Annotated in this window: 21 protein-coding genes and 1 pseudogene; 15 read left to right on the top strand and 7 right to left on the bottom strand. The window is 52.6% G+C overall.

Annotation, left to right across the window (positions count from 1 at the left end; genetic code table 11):
• The first annotated feature begins 51 nt into the window (after positions 1-51).
• The 7 genes from ACFVSO_RS26355 (at position 52) to rlmN (ending at position 6,470) form a co-directional block, all read left to right on the top strand.
• Positions 52-549, top strand: coding sequence for a hypothetical protein (locus ACFVSO_RS26355; protein ID WP_387479705.1), 498 nt, complete (start codon positions 52-54; stop codon positions 547-549).
• On the top strand, positions 550-1,623 hold the full coding sequence (locus ACFVSO_RS26350) for a hypothetical protein (RefSeq protein WP_387479704.1): 1,074 nt from the start codon (positions 550-552) through the stop codon (positions 1,621-1,623). It abuts the gene before it with no gap.
• 13 nt (positions 1,624-1,636) lie between these two features.
• A complete protein-coding gene (locus tag ACFVSO_RS26345) occupies positions 1,637-2,467 on the top strand; it encodes a hypothetical protein (protein WP_387479703.1) in 831 nt (276 codons plus the stop codon).
• A 46-nt stretch (positions 2,468-2,513) separates the two neighbouring features.
• Entirely contained in the window at positions 2,514-3,089 is a 576-nt protein-coding gene (locus ACFVSO_RS26340) for a sigma-70 family RNA polymerase sigma factor (RefSeq protein WP_387479702.1), read from the top strand.
• Positions 3,079-4,116: a hypothetical protein gene (locus ACFVSO_RS26335; protein WP_387479701.1), complete on the top strand. Its 1,038-nt coding sequence runs from the start codon at positions 3,079-3,081 to the stop codon at positions 4,114-4,116. The genes ACFVSO_RS26340 and ACFVSO_RS26335 overlap by 11 nt, the downstream gene beginning before the upstream one ends.
• A gap of 83 nt (positions 4,117-4,199) precedes the next feature.
• On the top strand, positions 4,200-5,300 hold the full coding sequence (locus ACFVSO_RS26330; RefSeq protein ID WP_387479700.1) for a TlpA family protein disulfide reductase: 1,101 nt from the start codon (positions 4,200-4,202) through the stop codon (positions 5,298-5,300).
• 105 nt (positions 5,301-5,405) lie between these two features.
• Positions 5,406-6,470: a dual-specificity RNA methyltransferase RlmN gene (gene rlmN / locus ACFVSO_RS26325; protein ID WP_387479699.1), complete on the top strand. Its 1,065-nt coding sequence runs from the start codon at positions 5,406-5,408 to the stop codon at positions 6,468-6,470.
• 86 nt (positions 6,471-6,556) lie between these two features.
• On the opposite strand, the gene ACFVSO_RS26320 is transcribed toward rlmN, so the two are convergent.
• The 4 genes from ACFVSO_RS26320 to ACFVSO_RS26305 form a co-directional block, all read right to left on the bottom strand.
• Positions 6,557-7,336, bottom strand: coding sequence for a zinc ribbon domain-containing protein (locus ACFVSO_RS26320; RefSeq protein WP_387479698.1), 780 nt, complete (start codon positions 7,334-7,336; stop codon positions 6,557-6,559).
• Positions 7,337-7,404: 68 nt separating this feature from the next.
• Complete coding sequence (locus tag ACFVSO_RS26315; RefSeq protein WP_387479697.1) at positions 7,405-8,352, bottom strand: helix-turn-helix transcriptional regulator; 948 nt, start codon at positions 8,350-8,352, stop codon at positions 7,405-7,407.
• A 79-nt stretch (positions 8,353-8,431) separates the two neighbouring features.
• Positions 8,432-9,493 (bottom strand): glycosyltransferase family 2 protein, encoded by a 1,062-nt coding sequence (locus tag ACFVSO_RS26310; protein WP_387479696.1) that lies wholly within the window; start codon positions 9,491-9,493, stop codon positions 8,432-8,434.
• 45 nt (positions 9,494-9,538) lie between these two features.
• A complete protein-coding gene (locus ACFVSO_RS26305) occupies positions 9,539-10,600 on the bottom strand; it encodes a glycosyltransferase family 2 protein (protein WP_387479695.1) in 1,062 nt (353 codons plus the stop codon).
• A 250-nt stretch (positions 10,601-10,850) separates the two neighbouring features.
• On the opposite strand from ACFVSO_RS26305, the gene ACFVSO_RS26300 reads away from it, so the two are divergent.
• Together ACFVSO_RS26300 and ACFVSO_RS26295 are read left to right on the top strand one after the other, a co-directional pair.
• Positions 10,851-11,591: an ABC transporter ATP-binding protein gene (locus tag ACFVSO_RS26300; RefSeq protein WP_387479694.1), complete on the top strand. Its 741-nt coding sequence runs from the start codon at positions 10,851-10,853 to the stop codon at positions 11,589-11,591.
• Positions 11,588-12,937 (top strand): ABC transporter permease, encoded by a 1,350-nt coding sequence (locus ACFVSO_RS26295; protein ID WP_387479693.1) that lies wholly within the window; start codon positions 11,588-11,590, stop codon positions 12,935-12,937. The genes ACFVSO_RS26300 and ACFVSO_RS26295 overlap by 4 nt, the downstream gene beginning before the upstream one ends.
• A gap of 333 nt (positions 12,938-13,270) precedes the next feature.
• On the opposite strand, the gene ACFVSO_RS26290 is transcribed toward ACFVSO_RS26295, so the two are convergent.
• Together ACFVSO_RS26290 and ACFVSO_RS26285 are read right to left on the bottom strand one after the other, a co-directional pair.
• A complete protein-coding gene (locus ACFVSO_RS26290) occupies positions 13,271-13,453 on the bottom strand; it encodes a hypothetical protein (RefSeq protein WP_387479692.1) in 183 nt (60 codons plus the stop codon).
• Positions 13,454-13,468: 15 nt separating this feature from the next.
• Positions 13,469-13,762 (bottom strand): annotated as a pseudogene (locus ACFVSO_RS26285) (MBL fold metallo-hydrolase); the annotation flags it as partial.
• Between the two features lie 293 nt (positions 13,763-14,055).
• Between ACFVSO_RS26285 and ACFVSO_RS26280 the strand changes: the two are divergent.
• The 6 genes from ACFVSO_RS26280 (at position 14,056) to ACFVSO_RS26255 (ending at position 17,749) form a co-directional block, all read left to right on the top strand.
• The gene (locus tag ACFVSO_RS26280; protein ID WP_387479691.1) at positions 14,056-14,271 is read left to right on the top strand and encodes an Lrp/AsnC family transcriptional regulator; all 216 of its coding nucleotides are present in this window, start codon (positions 14,056-14,058) and stop codon (positions 14,269-14,271) included.
• Positions 14,268-14,444, top strand: coding sequence for an Lrp/AsnC ligand binding domain-containing protein (locus ACFVSO_RS26275; RefSeq protein WP_387479690.1), 177 nt, complete (start codon positions 14,268-14,270; stop codon positions 14,442-14,444). The genes ACFVSO_RS26280 and ACFVSO_RS26275 overlap by 4 nt, the downstream gene beginning before the upstream one ends.
• 150 nt (positions 14,445-14,594) lie before the next feature.
• Positions 14,595-15,215 (top strand): TetR/AcrR family transcriptional regulator, encoded by a 621-nt coding sequence (locus ACFVSO_RS26270; protein ID WP_387479689.1) that lies wholly within the window; start codon positions 14,595-14,597, stop codon positions 15,213-15,215.
• Between the two features lie 40 nt (positions 15,216-15,255).
• On the top strand, positions 15,256-16,140 hold the full coding sequence (locus tag ACFVSO_RS26265) for an ABC transporter ATP-binding protein (RefSeq protein ID WP_387479688.1): 885 nt from the start codon (positions 15,256-15,258) through the stop codon (positions 16,138-16,140).
• A gap of 4 nt (positions 16,141-16,144) precedes the next feature.
• Positions 16,145-16,942: an ABC transporter permease subunit gene (locus ACFVSO_RS26260; RefSeq protein ID WP_387479687.1), complete on the top strand. Its 798-nt coding sequence runs from the start codon at positions 16,145-16,147 to the stop codon at positions 16,940-16,942.
• 15 nt (positions 16,943-16,957) lie between these two features.
• Positions 16,958-17,749 carry an ABC transporter permease subunit gene (locus ACFVSO_RS26255; protein ID WP_387479686.1) on the top strand — a complete coding sequence of 264 codons (792 nt, stop codon included), beginning with the start codon at positions 16,958-16,960 and terminating at the stop codon, positions 17,747-17,749.
• Between the two features lie 298 nt (positions 17,750-18,047).
• Here the strand turns inward: ACFVSO_RS26255 and ggt are convergent, their stop codons facing one another.
• On the bottom strand, positions 18,048-19,628 hold the full coding sequence (gene ggt / locus ACFVSO_RS26250; RefSeq protein WP_387479685.1) for a gamma-glutamyltransferase: 1,581 nt from the start codon (positions 19,626-19,628) through the stop codon (positions 18,048-18,050).
• Positions 19,629-19,733: the final 105 nt, after the last annotated feature.

The raw sequence follows: 19,733 nt of genomic DNA, 5'->3' as shown, positions 1-19,733 counted from the left end.
TCCCGGCTATCGGGCTAATAAAGAGAAAGGATGGATGGAGGGGGAGAGTCTATGAGGAACAAATGGTGGGTGATTGTACTGGTTTTCACCCTTCTGCTTGGGGCATGCAGCGGCGGAGGAGAAGCTTTCGAACTGGCCGAGGTTTATGCGAATGCAGAAAGCACTGATCTCAGTGCTGAGGATGGCGGATTATCGGGATGGGATGTGACGCAGGCAGAATTGCGGGAGCAGCGGGGGGAGCCAGTCTTTGAGGGGACGACTAGCAAAGGCGGGGATTTGCTGGAATATGAGGGGTATGAGTACTTTTTTTATAAGGGCAAGCTCCAGGGTTATTCGATCAAGCAAGGCGGCAAGACAGCTGAAGGAATTGGCATTGGCGATGGCCGTGACCGTATTGAGCCGCAATATGGCTCGCACTTTGCAGAGCGGACGCAGGATGGGCTGAACTTGTTAGGTTATTACGATAAGGAGAATGGCATCGTACTGGAATTTGTGCTCAAAGACGAGAAGGTGGAAACTGCGCTTGTGATGAGAGCAGGAGGGCAGTGAATGAAGCAGAATTACGAGGAGTCGCACGAGCATGCCGTCATACGTGCAGAGGCAACGCTTGGACAGCATTATATGACGATCCTTCTTGGGACATGGCTGCTGCTCGGTATCTTTGTGGATGGTTATGCTCATCGTCATGATGTGTTGGAGACTTTCTTCACACCGTGGCATGCCATCCTGTATTCCGGCTTTATCGCTTCCGCGTGCTGGATGTCCGGTATCGTATACCGTAATCGGGTACGGAACGGCGGCTCGTGGATGAGCTGTATTCCGAGAGGGTATGGAGCCGGGTTATGCGGAGTCGCGATTTTTCTATGCGGAGGGTTGATCGACATGGTATGGCACTCGATCTTCGGCATTGAGAAGGATACGGCGGCGTTGCTCAGCCCTTCACATCTGCTGCTGCTGGTCGGATCGCTTCTGTTGCTGTCCGCCCCGTATCAGGCAGCCGCGAGCGAGCAAGGCGAGCGTAATATCGGGTGGCGGTTGTTCTTTCCCTCGTTTCTGTCTATTACGCTGGCTGCGGCAGCAGCGGGGTTTTTCCTGATGTATACATGGATGTTTCATTATAATCTGCCCTCTGCCAAAAGTATCGAATGGTTACAGAGAGAATATGGGCTTTGGCTGATTACCATCAATAATGAACATCGAGGATTAAGCTATATCCTGATTAACACGCTGTTGTTCATGATTCCGTTGTTCCTGCTCATGAAGCGGTGGATTATGCCAATGGGAACGATGACCATGTTCCTTGTCACCATCAACGCGTTGAACAGCTCGCTGGACGGCTTCCGGCATTATCCCGTTATTCTGATTGCAGGGGCTGCAGGTATGGCGGGCGATTTGCTTTACCGCTGGCTTCGTCCTTATGAGCGTGCATGGGGTTACCGTGTGGTGGCGGGCGCTGTTCCTTTGATGCTTTGGAGTCTCTATTTTCTCTGGATGCATATGACGGCAGGCATCGGCTGGGAGGTCGAGCTGTGGACAGGAGCTATTGTGCAAGCGGTGTTGGCTGCCATCGCGGTAAGTCTGCTGGCCATATCGCCTTCGCCGAGGAATAGCAGATATGCATAAGAGGGCGAGCGGTATGATGATTTATTTCTTGTGCGCCATCATTCTGCTCATGGGCTGTTCCGTGCCTCCTATGTACAACAAGGATTATGAGCCTCCATCGAAGGGGCTGCTGCCTTATCTTCAGAAAGGGTCCATGGCCAATTTTTCGAACCAGGGTTATTCCGTCTTGTTATACGATGCTGAAGAGATAGGAACAGGAGAGCAAGTGAAGCTGCTGCAGGTGCTGAATCCGAATGGGGAGAGTGTGAGGGACTTTTCAGAGGATATGACGAAGCTTATGCATCTCATCGTGGTAAGCAGGGATCTTCAGTTCTTCTCCCATGTGCATCCCGATTACGAGGGGGAGGGCATCTTCCGTACAGCGCTTGATCTTCCTTATGGAGGAGATTTCCTATTCGTAACCGAATTTATTCCAGATCAAAAAGGAATTACAGTTCATAAGCAATGGGTCAGAGGGGAAGGAGAGCCTCCCTCTATAATGGACTTGGCTGTGAGCGAGAATTACGTGGAGACTGTGGGACAAGTGGAGTTTCAGTTGTCTGTACATCCCAGCTTTAAGGAACTGCGAAGCGGAGAAATGGCGATGCTTGTGTTCTCTTATCGCGATGCGGATACAGGCGAGCCGATTGAACTGGAGCCGTATCTCGGAACGGGCGGACATTGCGTTATATTGGATGAGACGGCGAATCAATACGTTCATGTACACGCGGTGGAAGGGATGAGCAGTTCTGGAAGCGTCATGTTTCATGCTGAATTTCCTGCTGCTGGCATCTATAAGCTATGGGGACAATTTCAACTAAAGGGCGAAGTGCTCGTTGTCCCTTTTGTGATTCAGGTAAAATAGAAGCTGAATTGAGGGTAGAAAAGATACATAGATAGGGGGTGGGCCTATGGAAGAACGACTTCTTCGGGCGTGGGTGGTTCGTATGTGCGAGGGGGATGAAGCAGCTTTCCAAACACTCTTCGAGGCAACGCGCGCGCATACCTATAGTATGATCTATTACTTGGTTGGGAGTGAGAAGGAAGCGGAAGACGTCATGAGTGAGGTGTACATCGCTTTATTTCGATCTTTACCGCAGTACGATAGCAGCAGGCCATTCCTTCCTTGGTTTAACGGGCTTATTATTCGTCAGGTGAGGAGTCAAAAGAGGAAGACATGGCGCAGCTTCAGGTTATTGGAGAAAGCGAAGACAGTCGGGCACGGGGGAGAGGGAGCCATCGATCCTGAGCTGGAGGCCATTGATCATAAGGATGAAATCCTCCCGTATGTGAAGGGGCTTTCTCATAAGCTGCAGGAGGTTATTGTCCTTAGATATTATCAGGACTATTCGCTGGAGACGATTGCGGAGGTGCTGGATCTGCCGCTTGGAACAGTGAAGTCCAGGCATCATGCGGCATTGAAAAAACTGCGTTTGCGCATGGGAGAGCTGGCGGATGAGAGGGGAGTGTCGATGTATGTCCATTGAAGAAAAGCTGCGCATGGAATATAAGCGGAAGTCGCGTGCCTTATCTGTGCCGAAGGAGCCTGCGGCCGAAGTCATGGCTGCATTCAGAGAATTGTCACAAGACAGCAAGAGCGGGCGGCAACATAGCGGCAGTGAGAAGTCTGCCCATCGACGCACCGCGTTTTGGCTGACCGCCATTCTATTGCTGTCCGGCTTTGCTTATGGCGGAGGGAAGCTGTTGTTCCAGAATCAGCTCGGACTGTGGAGCCTTCAATTGTTCTCGGGCGGGGAAGATATGCTGCTGGATGAGGCTGTATCCGAAGAAATATGGTCGTCGCTCCAGAACGTGAAGAGGCAGCTGCAGCCAGGCGAGGCTGCGATGGTTTATTTTGCAGCATTGGCTGAATCAGTCCATCCTCTATACCGCAATTACCCGCTCTTCGGCATTAAAGAGCCACTCTGGCTTCATGAGAGCCATGCACAGGTCGTGAGCCGGATGCGGAAGGATGGTCTTCGAGTATCCGTGCCGCAGACGCTTCCGGAACAGTATGCCTTTGACGATGCGTTCCGGGGTGAGCCGTTAAGCGCCAATGCCGGACTGGAGGGTCTGCAAATCATAAAGCGGCTGAGGGATGAGACTGACGTAAGCGGCAAGCGGGTAGCCTGGATGCGCATGAAAGAGAAAGAGCCGGCTTCGAGTCTGTATACGCTGACTTATGTCAACGAACAGGGGGATACGCTGCTAGTCACAGTCGAGGCGCTGGCGGAGCAGAGGGTGGATCAGAAATGGGTGGTGCCGAACTCCACGCAAGTGGAGGAGCTGAATATGGGAGGGAATAAGGCATCCTATACTAGCGGGGAGGACGTTCCGTTCTCCGCCAGCCGGTATTATCAGGAGTTGAGCTGGTCGATTATCGATCCATCACATGCGAACAGGCAGTATATTTACCGAGTAGGATCAGAGTCGAAGGGGATCGGGAAAGCTGAGCTGCTTCGCTTGGCGGAGAGCTTTGTGAATCCACACGCCGAGCTGCGACAGGCAGCCTGATGATAGAGAGCGGCGTTCGCCTGGCCGCGCTTATCATGATATGATGAAGCTTAATCTTATTGTGATGAAGGGCGGATAGAGGAATGACGAACATACAACTGGGCTCGCTTGTGCTCAATACGGAGCTGCTCGTCTATTTGGCTGCCGGAATGATAGGTGTATTCGCGCTTCGGATCGGAAGCAGAGGCTTGGACAAGGCGGAGTTGGAGAAGGATATATCGGTGGCCTGGAGCGCCGTTATTATATGGATTGCCGTTTGGAAAGGAAGCCTGCTGCTAGTCGATCCTATGAGTGTCGTCAACCATCCGATGTCACTGCTGTTCTTCAGCGGCGGACGAATCGGTTTTTGGCTGGCATCGGCTGCGGCACTCGTATGGTGCGGTTACAAATACAAAAGGCATGGCATAGGCGGAGCCGCGGCAAGAATAGCGCTGCTCGCATCAGGATGGGTGAGCGTCTATGCGCTGGCCTTATTGTTTTTTGATCGGACCGCTTTCCATTATGGACATAGTATTGGTCTGCTGCTCGCCATATTCGTAGGGGTGCTGCTTCGCCGGATGGACCGTCTGGATCAATGGCGGCAGAGCTGGACGGGGGATAGAGGTTCTGCCAAACGAATGTTGACGCAGGGAGTTGTAGCGCTTGGCATAATCGGTTTGCTGGGCTTCACACTGCAGGATCAAGTTCAGTCGGGCGTTATTGCCAAGCTGCTGGACGGCAGCGGAGAGGATGCTGCTGTCGGCGCACGAGAAGGGCAGATTGCGCCTCCATTCGAGCTTGCCAATCTGGAGGATGAAGCATTGTCCCTCGCTCAGAATAAAGGGAGCATTGTCATCGTCAACTTCTGGACGACTTGGTGCAAAGTATGCAAGACGGAGATGCCGCATGTGCAGAAGCTGTATGAGCATTATGCCGCACAAGGGAAGTCGGTGCAGTTGTTGTCGGTGAACGTGACGAGCCAGGAGGCGAGCGTTGCAGGCGTGGAGCGATATATGAAGGATTACGGTTACAGCTTCCCGCTAGCGCTAGATATGCAGGGTGAGGCGGCTGATCAGTACCGGGTGAAAGCTTTTCCAGCGACTTTCATTATTGATTCGGAAGGAGTCATACAGGAGAGGATGCTGGGGGCGATTAGCTTCTCCGATATGAAGAAGCGCGTTGAGCGGGTGGAGGCGGCGCAGTAAGTCTTGTATTCGCCCTGTATTTTTGGGACAATAGGAGGATGCTGCGGGTCAGCTCTACAGGCTGGACCGGCGTGGAATATAGAGGTTTTGGAAAGAGGAACGATCATGATTACAACATCCATCTATGGATTAACTTTAGATCAATTGACCGCTTGGCTGGAAGAGAAGGGCCACCGCAAATTCCGGGCGCAGCAAGTATGGGACTGGCTGTACCGGAAGCGGGTTGTCTCCTTCGATGAGATGACGGATGTCCATGCCGACTGTATCGCGCTGCTGAAGCAGCACTTTGCCATGAGCACGATGGCCGAGCATGTGAAGCAGGAATCCAAGGACGGCACAATCAAGTTTTTGTTCAAGCTGTATGACGGCAACCTGATTGAGACGGTGCTCATGCGGCATAAGTTCGGTCTGTCCGTATGCGTCACGACGCAAGTCGGCTGCAATATCGGGTGCAGCTTCTGTGCCAGCGGACTCATCGCGAAGAGCCGCGATCTGTCAAGCGGCGAGATTGTGGAGCAGTTGATGCGGGTGCAGCTTCATCTGGATGCGGCAGGCCTCGGCGAGAGAGTCAGTCATATTGTCGTCATGGGTATCGGTGAGCCGTTCGATAACTTCCAGCACATGGGCGACTTCATCCGTGTCGTGAAGGATCATAAGGGACTGGCGATCGGTGCGCGTCACATTACGGTGTCGACAAGCGGCCTCGCCGGCAAGATCAGGGAGTTCGCTGACAGCGATCTGAATGTCAATCTGGCGGTATCCCTGCATGCGCCGAACAATGAGCTTCGTACGCGCATTATGAAGATTAACAAAGCCATTCCGATCGAGAAGCTGATGGACGCCATCGATTATTATCTGGAGACGACCAATCGCCGGATGACCATTGAGTATATTCTACTGAAGGATGTCAATGATGGCGTAGAGCAAGCGTTGGAGCTGGCGGAGCTGATGCGTGAACGGAGCAAGCTGGTGAACGTCAATCTGATTCCCTACAATCCCGTTGATGAGCACAGCCAATACCAGCGCAGCGAACAGGAATCCATCCGGTCGTTCTATGATGTGCTGAAGAAGCAAGGCATTAGCGTAAGCGTCAGACTGGAGCATGGCACGGACATCGATGCGGCATGCGGACAGCTCCGAAGCAAGCAAATGCGTGCGGCGAACGAATAACGGAGTGTAACAAAGGTCGGGTATAGAGGGGATTGCCTCTATGCCCGACCTTTTTTTGTTTGATGTTGTTTCCTTGAGCCATTGTTTTATTTGATCGCGATATAAATGTCAACTTGGGCAGAGGATGGGTCGGCTGCACGTTCACCGTAATATTCGAAGTCTCCGCTGAAGGTCCGCTCAACCTCCGAATGGGCGAACCAATACCAGATATCTTCCCATGCCCGGTACAAGACATGATGGAGGGGACCTGTCTCCGTAGTGAAGACGGCATATTTGGCCGCAGGGATCGTAATGGTGCCCAGGTTCAAGCCGGGGTCGATGTCTGAAGGGTTTACTCGCGTTCCTGCCATCAAGTCGTAGCGGCCCGCCGTTCCATTCTCGTAGTTGTGATAACAGGCATAGACGTCGCCATCCATACGGACTGCGGCTAATTGCGTCTGAAGATCAGGGTTCGAGAAGTGATTCCAGAGCTCGGCAATTCGCCCCTTGCCGCTTATCTCATCGGCATTGGTCGTCGTGATGGCGATGCCGGCAATGGTGAACGCCTCCCTCTCTCCGATTCGAGCCGGCTGCAGCCTGTCCCGATTCGGCGCCCAGCGCTTCAATCCCGGCAGCTGCTGTTGCAGAATGGCTTCTGCCGCCGCAGCTTCCATGCCGTCCTCTACCATATGAGGCACACAAATGCCGATCATATCTTCAATGGATAGATCCGGTTGTGTGAATGCTCCGTCCAAGTAGCAATATTGGCAGTAATCCGTTGATCTCTCGCCGTTTTGTTCCGTGCCCCGTATTTCTGGTTCGAGCATGGGCATGCTGCAGCTTTGGCAAAAAACGGGCTGCTGATGTTCCTGATTCATCATACTCATTGCAAATCACTCTCCTATTGGGATATGCCCTAAGTATAAAGAACCTAACCTGACAGCCCATTGTCAGGTTAGGTTCTATTGTCTCGATATATGTGTAAAATTCGGGCGGCACGATCCTCGAGGATTTCCCGCAGATGGGGTGGATGAAGCACTTCCGCTGCCGGACCGAAGCTTAGTAGAAAGCCGTAGAGCCACTCGTTCTCAGGAAAGGACGTTCTGACGATACAGCCTCCGTCTTCAATCGGTTCCAACTCTTCGATGTCGAACCATTCCTCTGCCAGATGCATCGCCTGGGGATAGAATTGGAGTGTGACCGCGATGTGATTTCCGGAATCATACCATACTTCTCCCACCCGCTCGTCCTCTACGGGAATGGTCTTGCGGATGAAGGTCTGCGGCAAGGGCGTAAGGTCTTTTATTCGCAGCAGCTTGAAAATGCGAAATTGCTCGCGTTCATGGCAGTAGGCTTGCAGATACCAATGCTTGCCCTTCCATATCAGCGTATGAGGCTCGACTGTGCGCTGCGACAGCTCGCCTTCCGCATTGGAATAGCGGAATTGCACAAGACAAGACTGATTAATCGCTTCCTTCAGCACAGCTTGCTTCTGTTCCAGAGGGCCTCTCATGCCCCAAGGAGAATAGTCGATCAGTACTTGATTGGCCTTCTTATGGAAGGCTTCGGCGCTGTCAGGGGTAACGATGCTCGTGATCTTCTCCATAAGAAGCTGATTAGGTCGTTGATCGTAGGTGGTCGATATGCTGCGAAGCGCGGTTACGATCGACGCCAGCTCATCATTGGTAAGGACGTTGCGGTCCAGCTTGTAGCCATCGGCAAGTCCGATCCCTCCATTCGTTCCCTGAAAGGTGACGATGGGAATGCCGGACTGATTAATCGCTTCAATGTCACGGTAGATGGTTCTGACGGATACCTCGAATCGATCCGCCAATTCCTTGGCCTGGACCATGCGGCGATTAAGCAGCAGAATGACAATGGACAAGAGTCGGTCAAGCTTCATAAGGGCAGTTCCTCCGAGTGTGGCATGTAGGCTCCATTGTAATCGAAAGGACAGCTGTGACGCTACTTCTGTATGGTACTCACCACAAATCTACGGGTCTTCGCAAAAAGTTGTTGCTCTTCTTCACGGAAAAGAGGATACAGCATAGGAGCAGCAGGTTGAACAGGTTCACATTATGCTTCATGGATTGCAGGCAGTAGCGTAGCCCCTTGCGCTTCTCGAAGCGATGGATGTAGCTCAGTGTGTAATATTGACGAGCCAGCGTGTAGCTGGACAGCACCAGCAGCCGCCTCCGGTCTTGCCAATCACAGTCTTCAATCTTCCGCCGCAAATATTGCTTGAAGGCGAGCGCCTGAAGCCCCGCTGTTTCGAGCTTCTGGAGCACCGCTTTGTCCAGATGCAGCCTGTCGGGATCCACTTTCCTTCGATCGATAAAGAAGTATAGGCTGTCAGGCGACAGATTATAGATGGAATGGGGCTTCATATGCAGCGATATCCGGCAGTGATCGAAGAAGTTGATCATAAAGGCAGTGTCTTCCCCGATATGGAAATCCTCCAGAAACATGCCGCCAGGCTGAAGCTTCTCCCGTTTGAACACCATCGAATTGATGTGGAAGATGCACAAGGTGTCTTTCACATACCGCTCGAATAGGCCAGTGTGCATGACAGCTACATCTTCGCTGTGCTGCTGGAAGGATCGCTTGATCGATTCCAGCCGTGCTCGCTGATGCGGCTCTTCGAATACATCGATCAGGACTTCTCCTTGACGCTCCAGCCATAGCGCGAAGCCCACATCTGACTGGGTTTCCCGAAGTATGCGCAAGGTTTCCTCCAAGTGAAAAGAGAGCCACTCATCGTCAGAGTCGAGGAATGCGATAAGGTCTCCTTTGGCATACAGCATACCGCAGTTGCGAGCGCCGCCGACTCCCTTGATCCTGTCGTTCATAAGATACTGAATTCGGTTATCTCGCTCGGCCAGCTCAGCTACCACGTCCTTGGTCGTATCCGTACTGCGATCATCCACAACGATAAGCTCCCAGTTGCCATAGCTCTGTCCCTGTACAGAAGCAATAGCAGCGGGCAGAGTCCGAGCACGATTATAAGCGGGCATAATGACGCTGACCAATGGATTCGTGTTCAATACAAACGCCTCCCATATGGATATAGTTAAGTCCTGGTTCGATCCTTACCACAGGTTTAACGGCCTTCTCAAAAAGTCGCTGCTCTTGCTGCCGGGGAACAAGATATGAAGCAGAAGCAGCAGGTTGAAGGCATTGACGTTATACCGCATAGACAGGAAGCAGTAACGCAGCGCCTTCCGCTTATTCAGCTTATTGATGTAGCTTAATGTGTAATATTGTCTGGCCAACATATATCGGATGTGCAGATGAAGATGTTTTTTGTTAGTCAGCATAGGGGAGCGTTTGACCAGGGCTCGCATATCCAGTCTCATTTTTATCGTTTGCAAACCGACAAATTCAATTTTTTCGAAAACCTCTTTTTGCAGGTGTAGCGTGTCAGGGTCAAGAAAACGCCTGTCGCAAAACAAATAGACACTGTCCGGAGATTGATTGTAGATGAAGTGAGGTTTGGTGATGAGCGCGATGCGGCAGTGGTCAAAAAATTTGATAATAAACGAGGTGTCTTCGCCAATGCTGAATTGTTCATTGAACAAACCGAAGGTTTGGAGGAGCTCTTTTTTTAGAACCATGGAGTTGATGGAATAGAAGTGCCGGGGATTGCTAATAAATCGCTCCAGCAACCCTTTTTCAATAATGATGCCGTCGTCCTGTGTTTCGTACTGCTCCCTCATCTCGGCTAGCAGTCGTTGTTCCAGCTCGTTGTTGAAATTGTGGTAGACGGTCGTTCCGTGACGTTCTTCCCATAAGGCGAAGCAGATATCCGCACGGGATTTATGGAGCATGTTAATGCTGTCCTGCAAATGATACGGAAACCATTGGTCATCCGAATCGAGGAAGGAGACAAAAGAGCCCTTTGCGTTAAGCAACCCGCAATTTCTGGCGCCGCCTACCCCTTTAGTACGATCGTTGACCATGTATCGAATACGGGAGTCGTCCTTGCTGAGGGACTCCACTACTTCTCTAGTATGGTCGGTGCACTTGTCGCTGACCACAATGATCTCCCAATTCTGGTAAGTTTGATCTATGACGGATTGAATGGCGGAAGTAATTAATTCTGCCCGGTTATAAGTAGGTATGATGACACTGATTAGCGGTTCATTGTGCATGGCTTCATCCCTTTCCCGCCTCCTGCTATGCTAGTCCAACTACAGGAGGTCTTCGATAGTGTAAAATGAAATATTTTTCTAGTCAAGGTACTAAAAGGTTTAATTGTAAATAGTTCAATAGTCGGATGCGGATCATTCATTATTATTGGTTTCTATAGTTTATTTTAAGGTTTTCTTTAAGATCGCTTATCTTTTGCTTGTTATAGTAAGTGTAGTGAACGGCAAGGTTATCGAAAGGTGGAGTTGGCCTATGATCGAGCTGGCGAATGTCAGTCATCAATTTATAATTGGCAAGAAAGGCAAAGAGCGTATTGTGCCTGTCCTGCATGATATTAATCTGAAGGTGGAGAAGGGCGAGATTGTCGCGATTGTAGGACGGAGCGGATCGGGCAAGTCGACGCTTCTGAATTTAATGTCCGGCTATATCCGACCGTCATCGGGAGAGATTAAGGTAAGCGGCAAGGATGTCACGAAGCTGAATGAAGGCGAATGGGCGGACTTCCGCTTGGCGAATTACGGTTTTATTTTCCAAAGCTTTCAGCTGATCGGGAGTATGACCGCTTATGAGAACGTGGAGCTGCCGCTCGTGCTGAAAGGAATCGCGGGCGCGGAGAGGAAGCGGCGTGTCATGAAATTGATGGAACAAGTCGGCATTGCGGAATTCGAGGGCCATTATCCGAGCGAGCTCTCCGGCGGCCAGCAGCAAAGGGTATCAGTAGCCAGATCACTCATTCTGGAACCTCCGATTGTACTTGCGGACGAGCCGTCGGGAAGCCTGGACAGCGAAAATGAGAAGACGCTGCTTACGATGATTCAGCAGCTCAATCATGAGCTGGGCATTACGTTCGTCATCATTACCCATGACGAGCAGGTTGCTTCTATCGCCCATCGGGCCATTCGGCTGCAAGACGGAAAGCTTGTCCGCCATGATGAGCATCAGCGGTCTGCGGCAAGCGTGGAGCATATTGGACTGGGAGGCGAGCACGAATGAAACTAGGGGATCAATTCCGGTTTGTCCGGCAAAATATGAAGAAAAACAAAACCAGGCTGTTCATGACCGTGCTTGCCACGGCGATGGGCTGTGCGTTCCTCATTGTGCTGGCTTCAGTAGGGTTTGGCCTGCAGCAGAGTATTGTGGATAATATCGTGGGCGACCGCATGGTGACAGGCATCGACATTTACTCCAAAGACCCAAGCAAATTCAAAGAAGACACGAATGTGTACGATGCAGATATTAAGGATTTGCAGGCGATCCCTAATGTGAAAGCCGTCACGTACCGCAATTTCATCGGTCAATGGATGGACCCTACGATTGACGGCCAGCCGATATCTGGCGACCGCACCTATCAGGTGGACTTTCAAGCGGAGGAGCGTGCGGGCTTCGGCCTAAGCGCGGGCAGAATGCCGCAGAAGGACAATGAAGTGATTCTAGGCTACAACATTCGCCAGCAATACGATGAGGAAGGCGTGCCGAGCGAGTATCTGGATGCTTCGGAGTGGCTCAATAAGACGATTGTGCTGAATGTCGGTTATTATGAGGGCGGAGAGCTGAAGAAGAAACCGGTTGAAGCTGTCGTTGTCGGCATTTCGGCGGAGCCGACCAAGGAGTGGAAGATGGATCAGGCTTTATACGTCGGTGTTGATCTGTTGGAGCAGGTTGAGGCCATTACGGGTACGCAAAGAGGAGAATTGCCTTATGTGCAAGAGGGTTCTACCCCTGAGCAAATCGAGGAATTGCTGAAGAGCATACCGGTGCCAAGCGAGAACAGGAGCTACAATCAGGTTCAGGTTATCGCCGGTCATGCGAATGATGTGACAGGTATTGCCGAGGTGCTGCGCGAGAAAGGGTACTACAACCATTCGATTGCTGATGAGCTGAAGCAGGTCAATCTGATGTTCCTTATTATGAAGATCGGTCTGATCTTCGTCGGTACGATTGCCGTCATTATCGCTTCGATTGGCATCTTCAATACGATGACGATGGCGGTGACGGAGCGGGCGCAGGATATCGGAATTATGAAAGCGATCGGAGCGCATCCGTCGGTCATTCGCAAAATCTTTTTGCTGGAGAGCGCGCTAATCGGCATCATGGGCGCGGTCATCGGGACGATTGTATCTTATATCATATCGGTGGCGGTGAATGCGGGACTGCCTGTATTGATTCAGACCTTCATGGAGGAAAAAGTGCCGGAAGGCTTCCTGTTCTCTGTTATTCCGCCGTATCTCACTGCGCTTGCCTGCGCTATCGCGCTTGGCGTGGCAATGCTGTCCGGCTATCGCCCGGCGCTAAGAGCGACACGCATTGACGTGCTGCGAGCGCTGCGCAGAGATGTGTAATTCCTAGATATCTGTATAATCAGCAAAAATAAAGCGGAAGAGCTATCCGACAAGTCACATGTGATGACTTAGCGGATAGCTCTTTTTTGTTGAGCGCTGCGCGGCTGATGCATGCTGGTCGTGTAGTTGCTCTAAGCCGAGAAATTCGGCTTGCAAGCCCGAATCGCGCCCGCGCGGGAGCTCTAAGCCGAGAAACTCGGCTTGCAAGCCCGAATCGAGCCTGCGCGAGAGCTCTAAGCCGAGAAACTCGGCTTGCAAGCCCGAATCGAGCCTGCGCGAGAGCTCTAAGCCGAGAAACTCGGCTTGCCTGGCCTGCCCTGGCTCGCGCCAAGGCTACAGCGCCAGCAACTCGCCGTCTGCCGGGATGAAAACACGGTCGGTGAAGCCCTCCAGCGCCAGATCCCGCTGGAGCGACTTGCGCGTCAGGCCGCAATGGTTCCAGGCTTCCATGTGGGCAATGACGACCTTCGTCCATGGCGCTCGGCGAAGCACCTGGATGATGTCGTTCAATCCCATCGTGATCGCTCCGCTTCAGATAAATCTGGTTTCCCCTGCGAACAGCATGGTCACGTCCGGCTCATAGTGGTCCAGCACGGCACCCACTTCCTCGCACCATACCGTATCTCCTGCCACGTACAGCTTCTGCATCCCGTCATCCAGCACGAAACCCGAGACCGTGCCCATCGCTTGGCCGATAGCCCCGTAGCCATGATGACCGCCCGTCCGGCTTACGCGCAAGCCATGCAACTCATAAGACTCGCCGGCAGCGAGCCCATGCACTTGGGCGAACCCCTCCTGCACGAAGGCTTCCCCATCCTCCCATTGGCAAAGAACAGGGAGTTTACGGGATAATAAAGCGGAAGCTGTTCATCCCAGTGATCGGGATGGTGGTGCGTAACCAGGACGGCATCGACGTCTGCCGCTTGCTCCTGCGAAACAGGCAGCGCCACGAGCGGGTTGCGCTGCACCGGCGTCGTCGAAGCAATTGTATATTCATAGTGAAATCACCTTTCTCAATTGGTATGCAACCGATTATAATGCGATTGAACGAAAAGGCCCATAATCTCAATCAACAATATCGACCGATCTGCTTGATTCATGAAAGGAATGGTACCAATATGCTGGATAAAACCGATTATGCCATATTGGCATGTCTACAAAGCAACGCCCGCATGCAAATGAAGGAAATCGGCGAGCGTGTACATATGACCGGACAGGCTGTGGCGAACCGGATTGACCGCCTTGAGGAGCTGGGCGTGCTGCTTGGTTATACGGTCAAGCTGGATGAGAGCAAGCAGGAGAAGCCGTTCGAAGCCATGGTCACCGTATTTTGACCTCCAATAGTCACGCCAGCTTCCGAGAATGGGCGCTGACCGAGCCCGCTATAACGGAGCTCCACCGCGTCACTGGCGAGGGCTGCTACTGGCTGAAAGTGAGGTACAGCAATCCTGCCGGCTTTTTGGAGAATATGCTTCGCTTCGGAAATATCGCGTCAATAATTCAATAGAAAAATTAAAATAAAATCGCTATTGACCACAGTGGTCAATGAACAATATAATGGTATTGACCGGGGTGGTCAATTCTGTTGTTTCCTGTCCTCTCTGCTTGCCGGCAACGCTAGAGGACAGTGTTCTATTCGCGAATAGGAGGCATACCATTGTTTAGCAAGTTTTTGAGCATAGAGGAAGAGAAGCGTGATCGCGTGATCAACGCAGCGCTGAAAGAATTTGCAATGAAAGGCTATACGGCCGCATCGACCAATGAGATTGCGAAGGAAGCGGGCATCTCAAAGGGACTTGTTTTTCATTATTTTAAAAGCAAGAAGGACCTATACTTTTTTCTGTACGACCATACGCTTGAGGTGGTGAACGGGGAGCTTCGGGAGACGGTGGACTTGCTGGAGACGGATTTGTTCATTCGGATGCAGCAGGTGACAAGGCTGAGGATGTCGGTATTCGGCAAGTATCCGAGTATGATGGATTATATGAAAAGCGTGTACTTGGAGGAAGCCGAAGAGGTGCGGCCGGACGTGCTTGAGCGGATTCAGAGCATGTCCGCCAACGATTACGGACAGATCTTCTCCGGCATCGACACGACGAAGTTCAAAGACGGGGTTAGCTCGGAGCGGGCGATCAACGTCATATTATGGACGGTCGAAGGATTAGGCGAGCAGTACAAAGAGCGCAGCAAGCTTACGGGCGGTGAGCTAGATCTGGATGGCATTATGGATGAATTCGACCGGTACATGGAGATGTTCAAAACGACCTTTTACAAATAACGTATGGTCATAAACAGGATGAAAACGGGAGGAATCGGGAATGCCGATCATCGAGTTGAATCGCCTGACGAAGACATACGGAGGAGCGCGCGGAATTCACGACTTGACGTTTCAAGTGGAAGAAGGAGAAATTTTCGGGTTTATCGGACCCAATGGAGCGGGCAAATCGACGACAATCCGCACCATGCTGGGCCTTATCTATCCCACGAGCGGCAGCGCGAAGGTATTCGGCAAAGATTGTGTGCAGCACGGGCCGGACATTAAGCGTCATATCGGGTACTTGCCCTCAGAGGTTTTTTATTACGACAATATGCGGGTGAGAGACCTGCTTCATTATTCAGCGAGCTTCTACAAGAAGGATTGCCGCAAGCGCATGACGGAGCTGGCAGAGCTGCTGGAGCTGGATATGAGCAAGCGGATCGACGATCTGTCGCTGGGCAACAAGAAGAAGGTCGGTATCGTGCAGGGGCTGCTGCATGAGCCAAAGCTGATTATTTTGGACGAACCGACAAGCGGGTTGGACCCACTCATGCAGCAGCGATTTTTTGGTTTGCTGGAGGAGGAGAACCGGAAAGGGGCTACCATTCTGTTCTCTTCCCATATTTTGAGCGAGGTGCAGCGGCTGTGCGACCGTGTCGCCATCATTAAGGAAGGGCGGCTCATTGCGCTGGAGAAGATGAGCGATCTGAAGGATCGCACCTACAAGAAGTTTAAGCTGCAAGTGAGGGATGAACTGCGGGCTGGCGCGTTTGCAATAGAGGGCGTGACGGAATGGCACTTCAAGAACGGAGAAGCCAGCTTCTTGTTCCAGGGCGATATTAATGTCGTGATGCGCAGAATTTCGGAGCTGGACCTGTTGAACCTTTGGGTAGAGGAGCCGGATCTGGAGGAAATCTTCATGCATTACTACGCGAAGGAGGCGTAAGAGAATGAACATGTATCTCTATGAGCTCAAAGCGTACCGCAATGCGACGATGATCTGGACGGCTTCAATGACCGGGCTTGTTTTGCTTATGATGGTGATGTATCCTGCTTTCTCCGCAGATGCGGAGGCCTTTATGGATGTGCTGGCTTCCATGCCGGAGTCCGTGGTGCAAGCGATCGGCATTCAGATCGATTCTATCGCATCCTTGCTGGGGTATTATTCTTACATTTTTCTATATGTGTCGCTGTGCGGTGCGATTCAGGCCATGCATTTGGGCAGTTCCATTCTATCCAAAGAAACCCGGGAGAAAACAGCCGACTTCCTGCTGGCCAAACCCGTTACGCGGGGGGCGATCATCACGTCGAAGGCGCTGGCTGCGCTGACGCTGCTGCTTGCGACGAATGCGGTTTATTTTGTGGCGGCCAGTCTTATCGCTGCCTCCGTTGCATTGGAGCCTTATGATTATGGGGCGTTTGCGCTAATCTCGCTCAGCCTGCTCCTGCTGCAGCTCATCTTTCTGGCGATGGGAATCGCAGCGGCGATGCTGCTGCCCCGGATGAAGACCGTATTGCCGGTCTCGCTGGGTACGGTGTTTGCTTTCTTCGTACTGACATTTATCGGCTCCTCTTCGGGGGACGGGAAGCTGCGCTATGTGACGCCGTTTCAGTATTTTGACCGGGCTTATATTATTCAGCATGGGAGCTATGAGACGGGGTTTGTGGCGGCTTCGCTCGTCATTATCGCTGCTTGCTCGTTCTTCGGATATATTCGGTATCGAAAAAGGGATGTCCATGCGGTATAAAGGGAGGCGTGTGCAATGAATCTGTACAGGAGAGAGATGAGAGCGCATATGAAGTCGCTGCTGATCTGGATTGCGGGAATCATCGCCATGCTGGCCGCTGGCATGGGCAAGTTCACGGGCATGGAGGAATCCGGCGATGCAATGAATGAGCTGATGGCCGATATGCCGAAGGCGCTGCAGGCGATTATGGGTGTAGGCCAGCTTGATATCGGAACGCCGATCGGCTATTACGGCGTATTGTTTCTATATCTGCTGCTCATGGCGGCAATCCATGCCTCGATGCTGGGAGCTGCAATCATCTCCAAGGAAGAGCGAGATAAGACGGCAGAATTTCTGCTTGCGAAGCCGTTGTCGCGAGGGGGCTTGCTCCTCTGCAAGCTGCTGGCTGCTATGACACAAGTTCTGGTGTTTAATCTGGTCATGCTGATCGGCTCAATCCTGGTGATCGGGTCTTATGCGGGAGAGGAGTCCAGCACCGGGGCAGTCCTATCGCTGATGGGGGGCATGCTGCTCGTGCAATTGGTCTTTCTGACCGTCGGCATGGCCATCGCCGGGGCGGGACGGCAGCCGAAGCGGGCGGTGGCCTATTCCGCCGCCGTTATGCTATTGACCTTCCTGCTGTCCATGGCAATTGAGATCAGCGGCCATATCGACTACTTACGTGTCCTGTCGCCGTTTCAATACGCCAATGCAGCTGCGGTAATCGATCAAGGAGTAGGCGCCGGCTATACGTTGCTATCACTAGGGATCACGGCTATAGCGCTTGTCATCTTGTTTGTTGGCTATAACCGGAGAGATATGCGGTAGACCAAAACCTTTCCACATGTAGAAGGAGGCTTTCCGATCAAGGAATGCCTCCTTTACTTATGCCGGATAAGTCGCTGCGCATCCAATCTCCTCCATCCCGGCAGTCCTGATGGCGGGCTGCGATGAAAGAGAGGCCGATTGGCAGCAGACACGATTGGCGTGACTAGCAGGGTGCTATCGTCGCGCTATTCGTTCATGCGGCTGACGGAGCTCGCTCGAATCCTTCGGCTCATACCTTTCGTCGATACGCATTCCAACGATCTGCCACTTGCCGAGCCACCTGTCTCTGTCCGAATCCTTACCAGCCAAAGGCTCCTCCGTCGCTTCGCGGATCGACTCCGCCTTGCAGGAAGCCGTTCGCATCCCGGCGAATCGCGCAAGCATGGCCCATGATACCGTCGAACGGAGCCGCTCTGCGAACCATATGTCCGGCGCTTGATAGCTTGCTCATGACATCCTCGCAGACGCGAGCCTCCACCTTTAATTCCTGAGTAAGCTCACCCCAAGTCCGTCCCCATACCCAGCGCGGCTCGGCAATGGCCTGCTGAGGGTCCATGCCATAATCCACCATGCGTGTGAAGATGGCCGTCTGCGTCTGCGGCTGGCCTTCGCCGCCTTGTGTCCCGTACAGAATGGAGGGCTTGCCATCTACGCAGGCCATTGCCGGCATGAGCGTATGAAAGGTTCGCTTGCCCGGCTGGAGCCTGTTCACGTGAGAGGGATCGAGGGAGAAGAAGGAGCCCCGATTTTGCAACAAAATGCCCGTGTCGCCCGCTACTATACCAGAACCGAACTCGAAGTACAGGCTTTGGATGAAGGACACCGCATTGCCTTCCCGATCAACGACGGCAGCGTAAGCCGTATCGCTGCCGGTGGGCAACGTGTCCATGGATGCCGCGCTGTCCAATTGGACCGAAGCCGATAATGAGGCGGCGTAGCTCTTGCTGAGCAGCCGCTCCAGCGGTACTTCGGCGAAAGCCGGGTCGGTCAAATAAGCGTCCCTGTCCCGGAAACTGAGCTTCACGGCCTCGACGCAGAGCTGATAATATTCATAGGAGCCGTGTTCAATGGCCGAAAAGTCGAAGTTCTCCAGCATTTGCAGCGCCATAATACCGGTAAAGCCTTGTGAATTGGGCGGCATCTGATAGAGGGTATGTCCCCGGTAGGAGCCCTGGATCGGTTCGACCCAATCCCCTTGATGATCGGCCAGATCATCGGCAGTTAACATGCCGCCATGCCTTGCCAGGAACGAGGAGATTTCCGTCGCGGTCTCTCCTTTGTAGAACTCGTCTCGTCCATGCTCGGCAATACGCTTTAACGTACGAGCCATGGCGAGCTGACGAAACCGTTCATTGGGTTGCAACGGCGAGCCTCCAGGCAGATAGATCGCGGCAGTCTCCGGCGTTGCCGCGAGTACATGCGCATACTGCGCTGTATTGGCAAATTGATCTTGCGTCATGGGGAAGCCGTGCTCGGCATAGCGGATTGCGGGCGCCAGAACCTCTTCCCAAGCAAGCCTGCCATAGCGGCTGTGTACAGCATGCCAGCCGTCGACCATGCCCGGTACCGTCACGGCGCTGCCGACACCCCTTCTGGGAATGGCGGCAAGACCTGCATATCGATCGGGCGTAGCCTCATAACCGGCACGGCCGCTGGCATTGTAGCCGCGCACAGCTCCATCATCCTGATGATAGGTGAGCCAGAATGCGTCGCCGCCGATACTGGTCATATGGGGGTACACAACTGCCAGACAGGCGCTTACCGCGACTGCCGCATCAAAAGCATTGCCGCCTTGCTCCAGGATGCGGGCTCCCGCTGCGCTTGCCAAATAATGCGGACTGACAACCATCGTCTCGCTGCCGAAAGCCGGCTGCTTCATGCAGATCACTCCTCAACCGTTTCCCATGATGATTTTAAAAACATACGATAGATTTCCTCATGCCATAACTAGATTTAAAAATACCATCATCTCTGCTGCTGTGCA

Source organism: Paenibacillus sp. NPDC057967 (assembly GCF_042887015.1).
Taxonomy (GTDB): Bacteria; Bacillota; Bacilli; order Paenibacillales; family Paenibacillaceae; genus Pristimantibacillus.
Note: the sequence above shows the minus strand (reverse complement) of the source record. Positions and strands in the feature narration are given on the sequence as shown.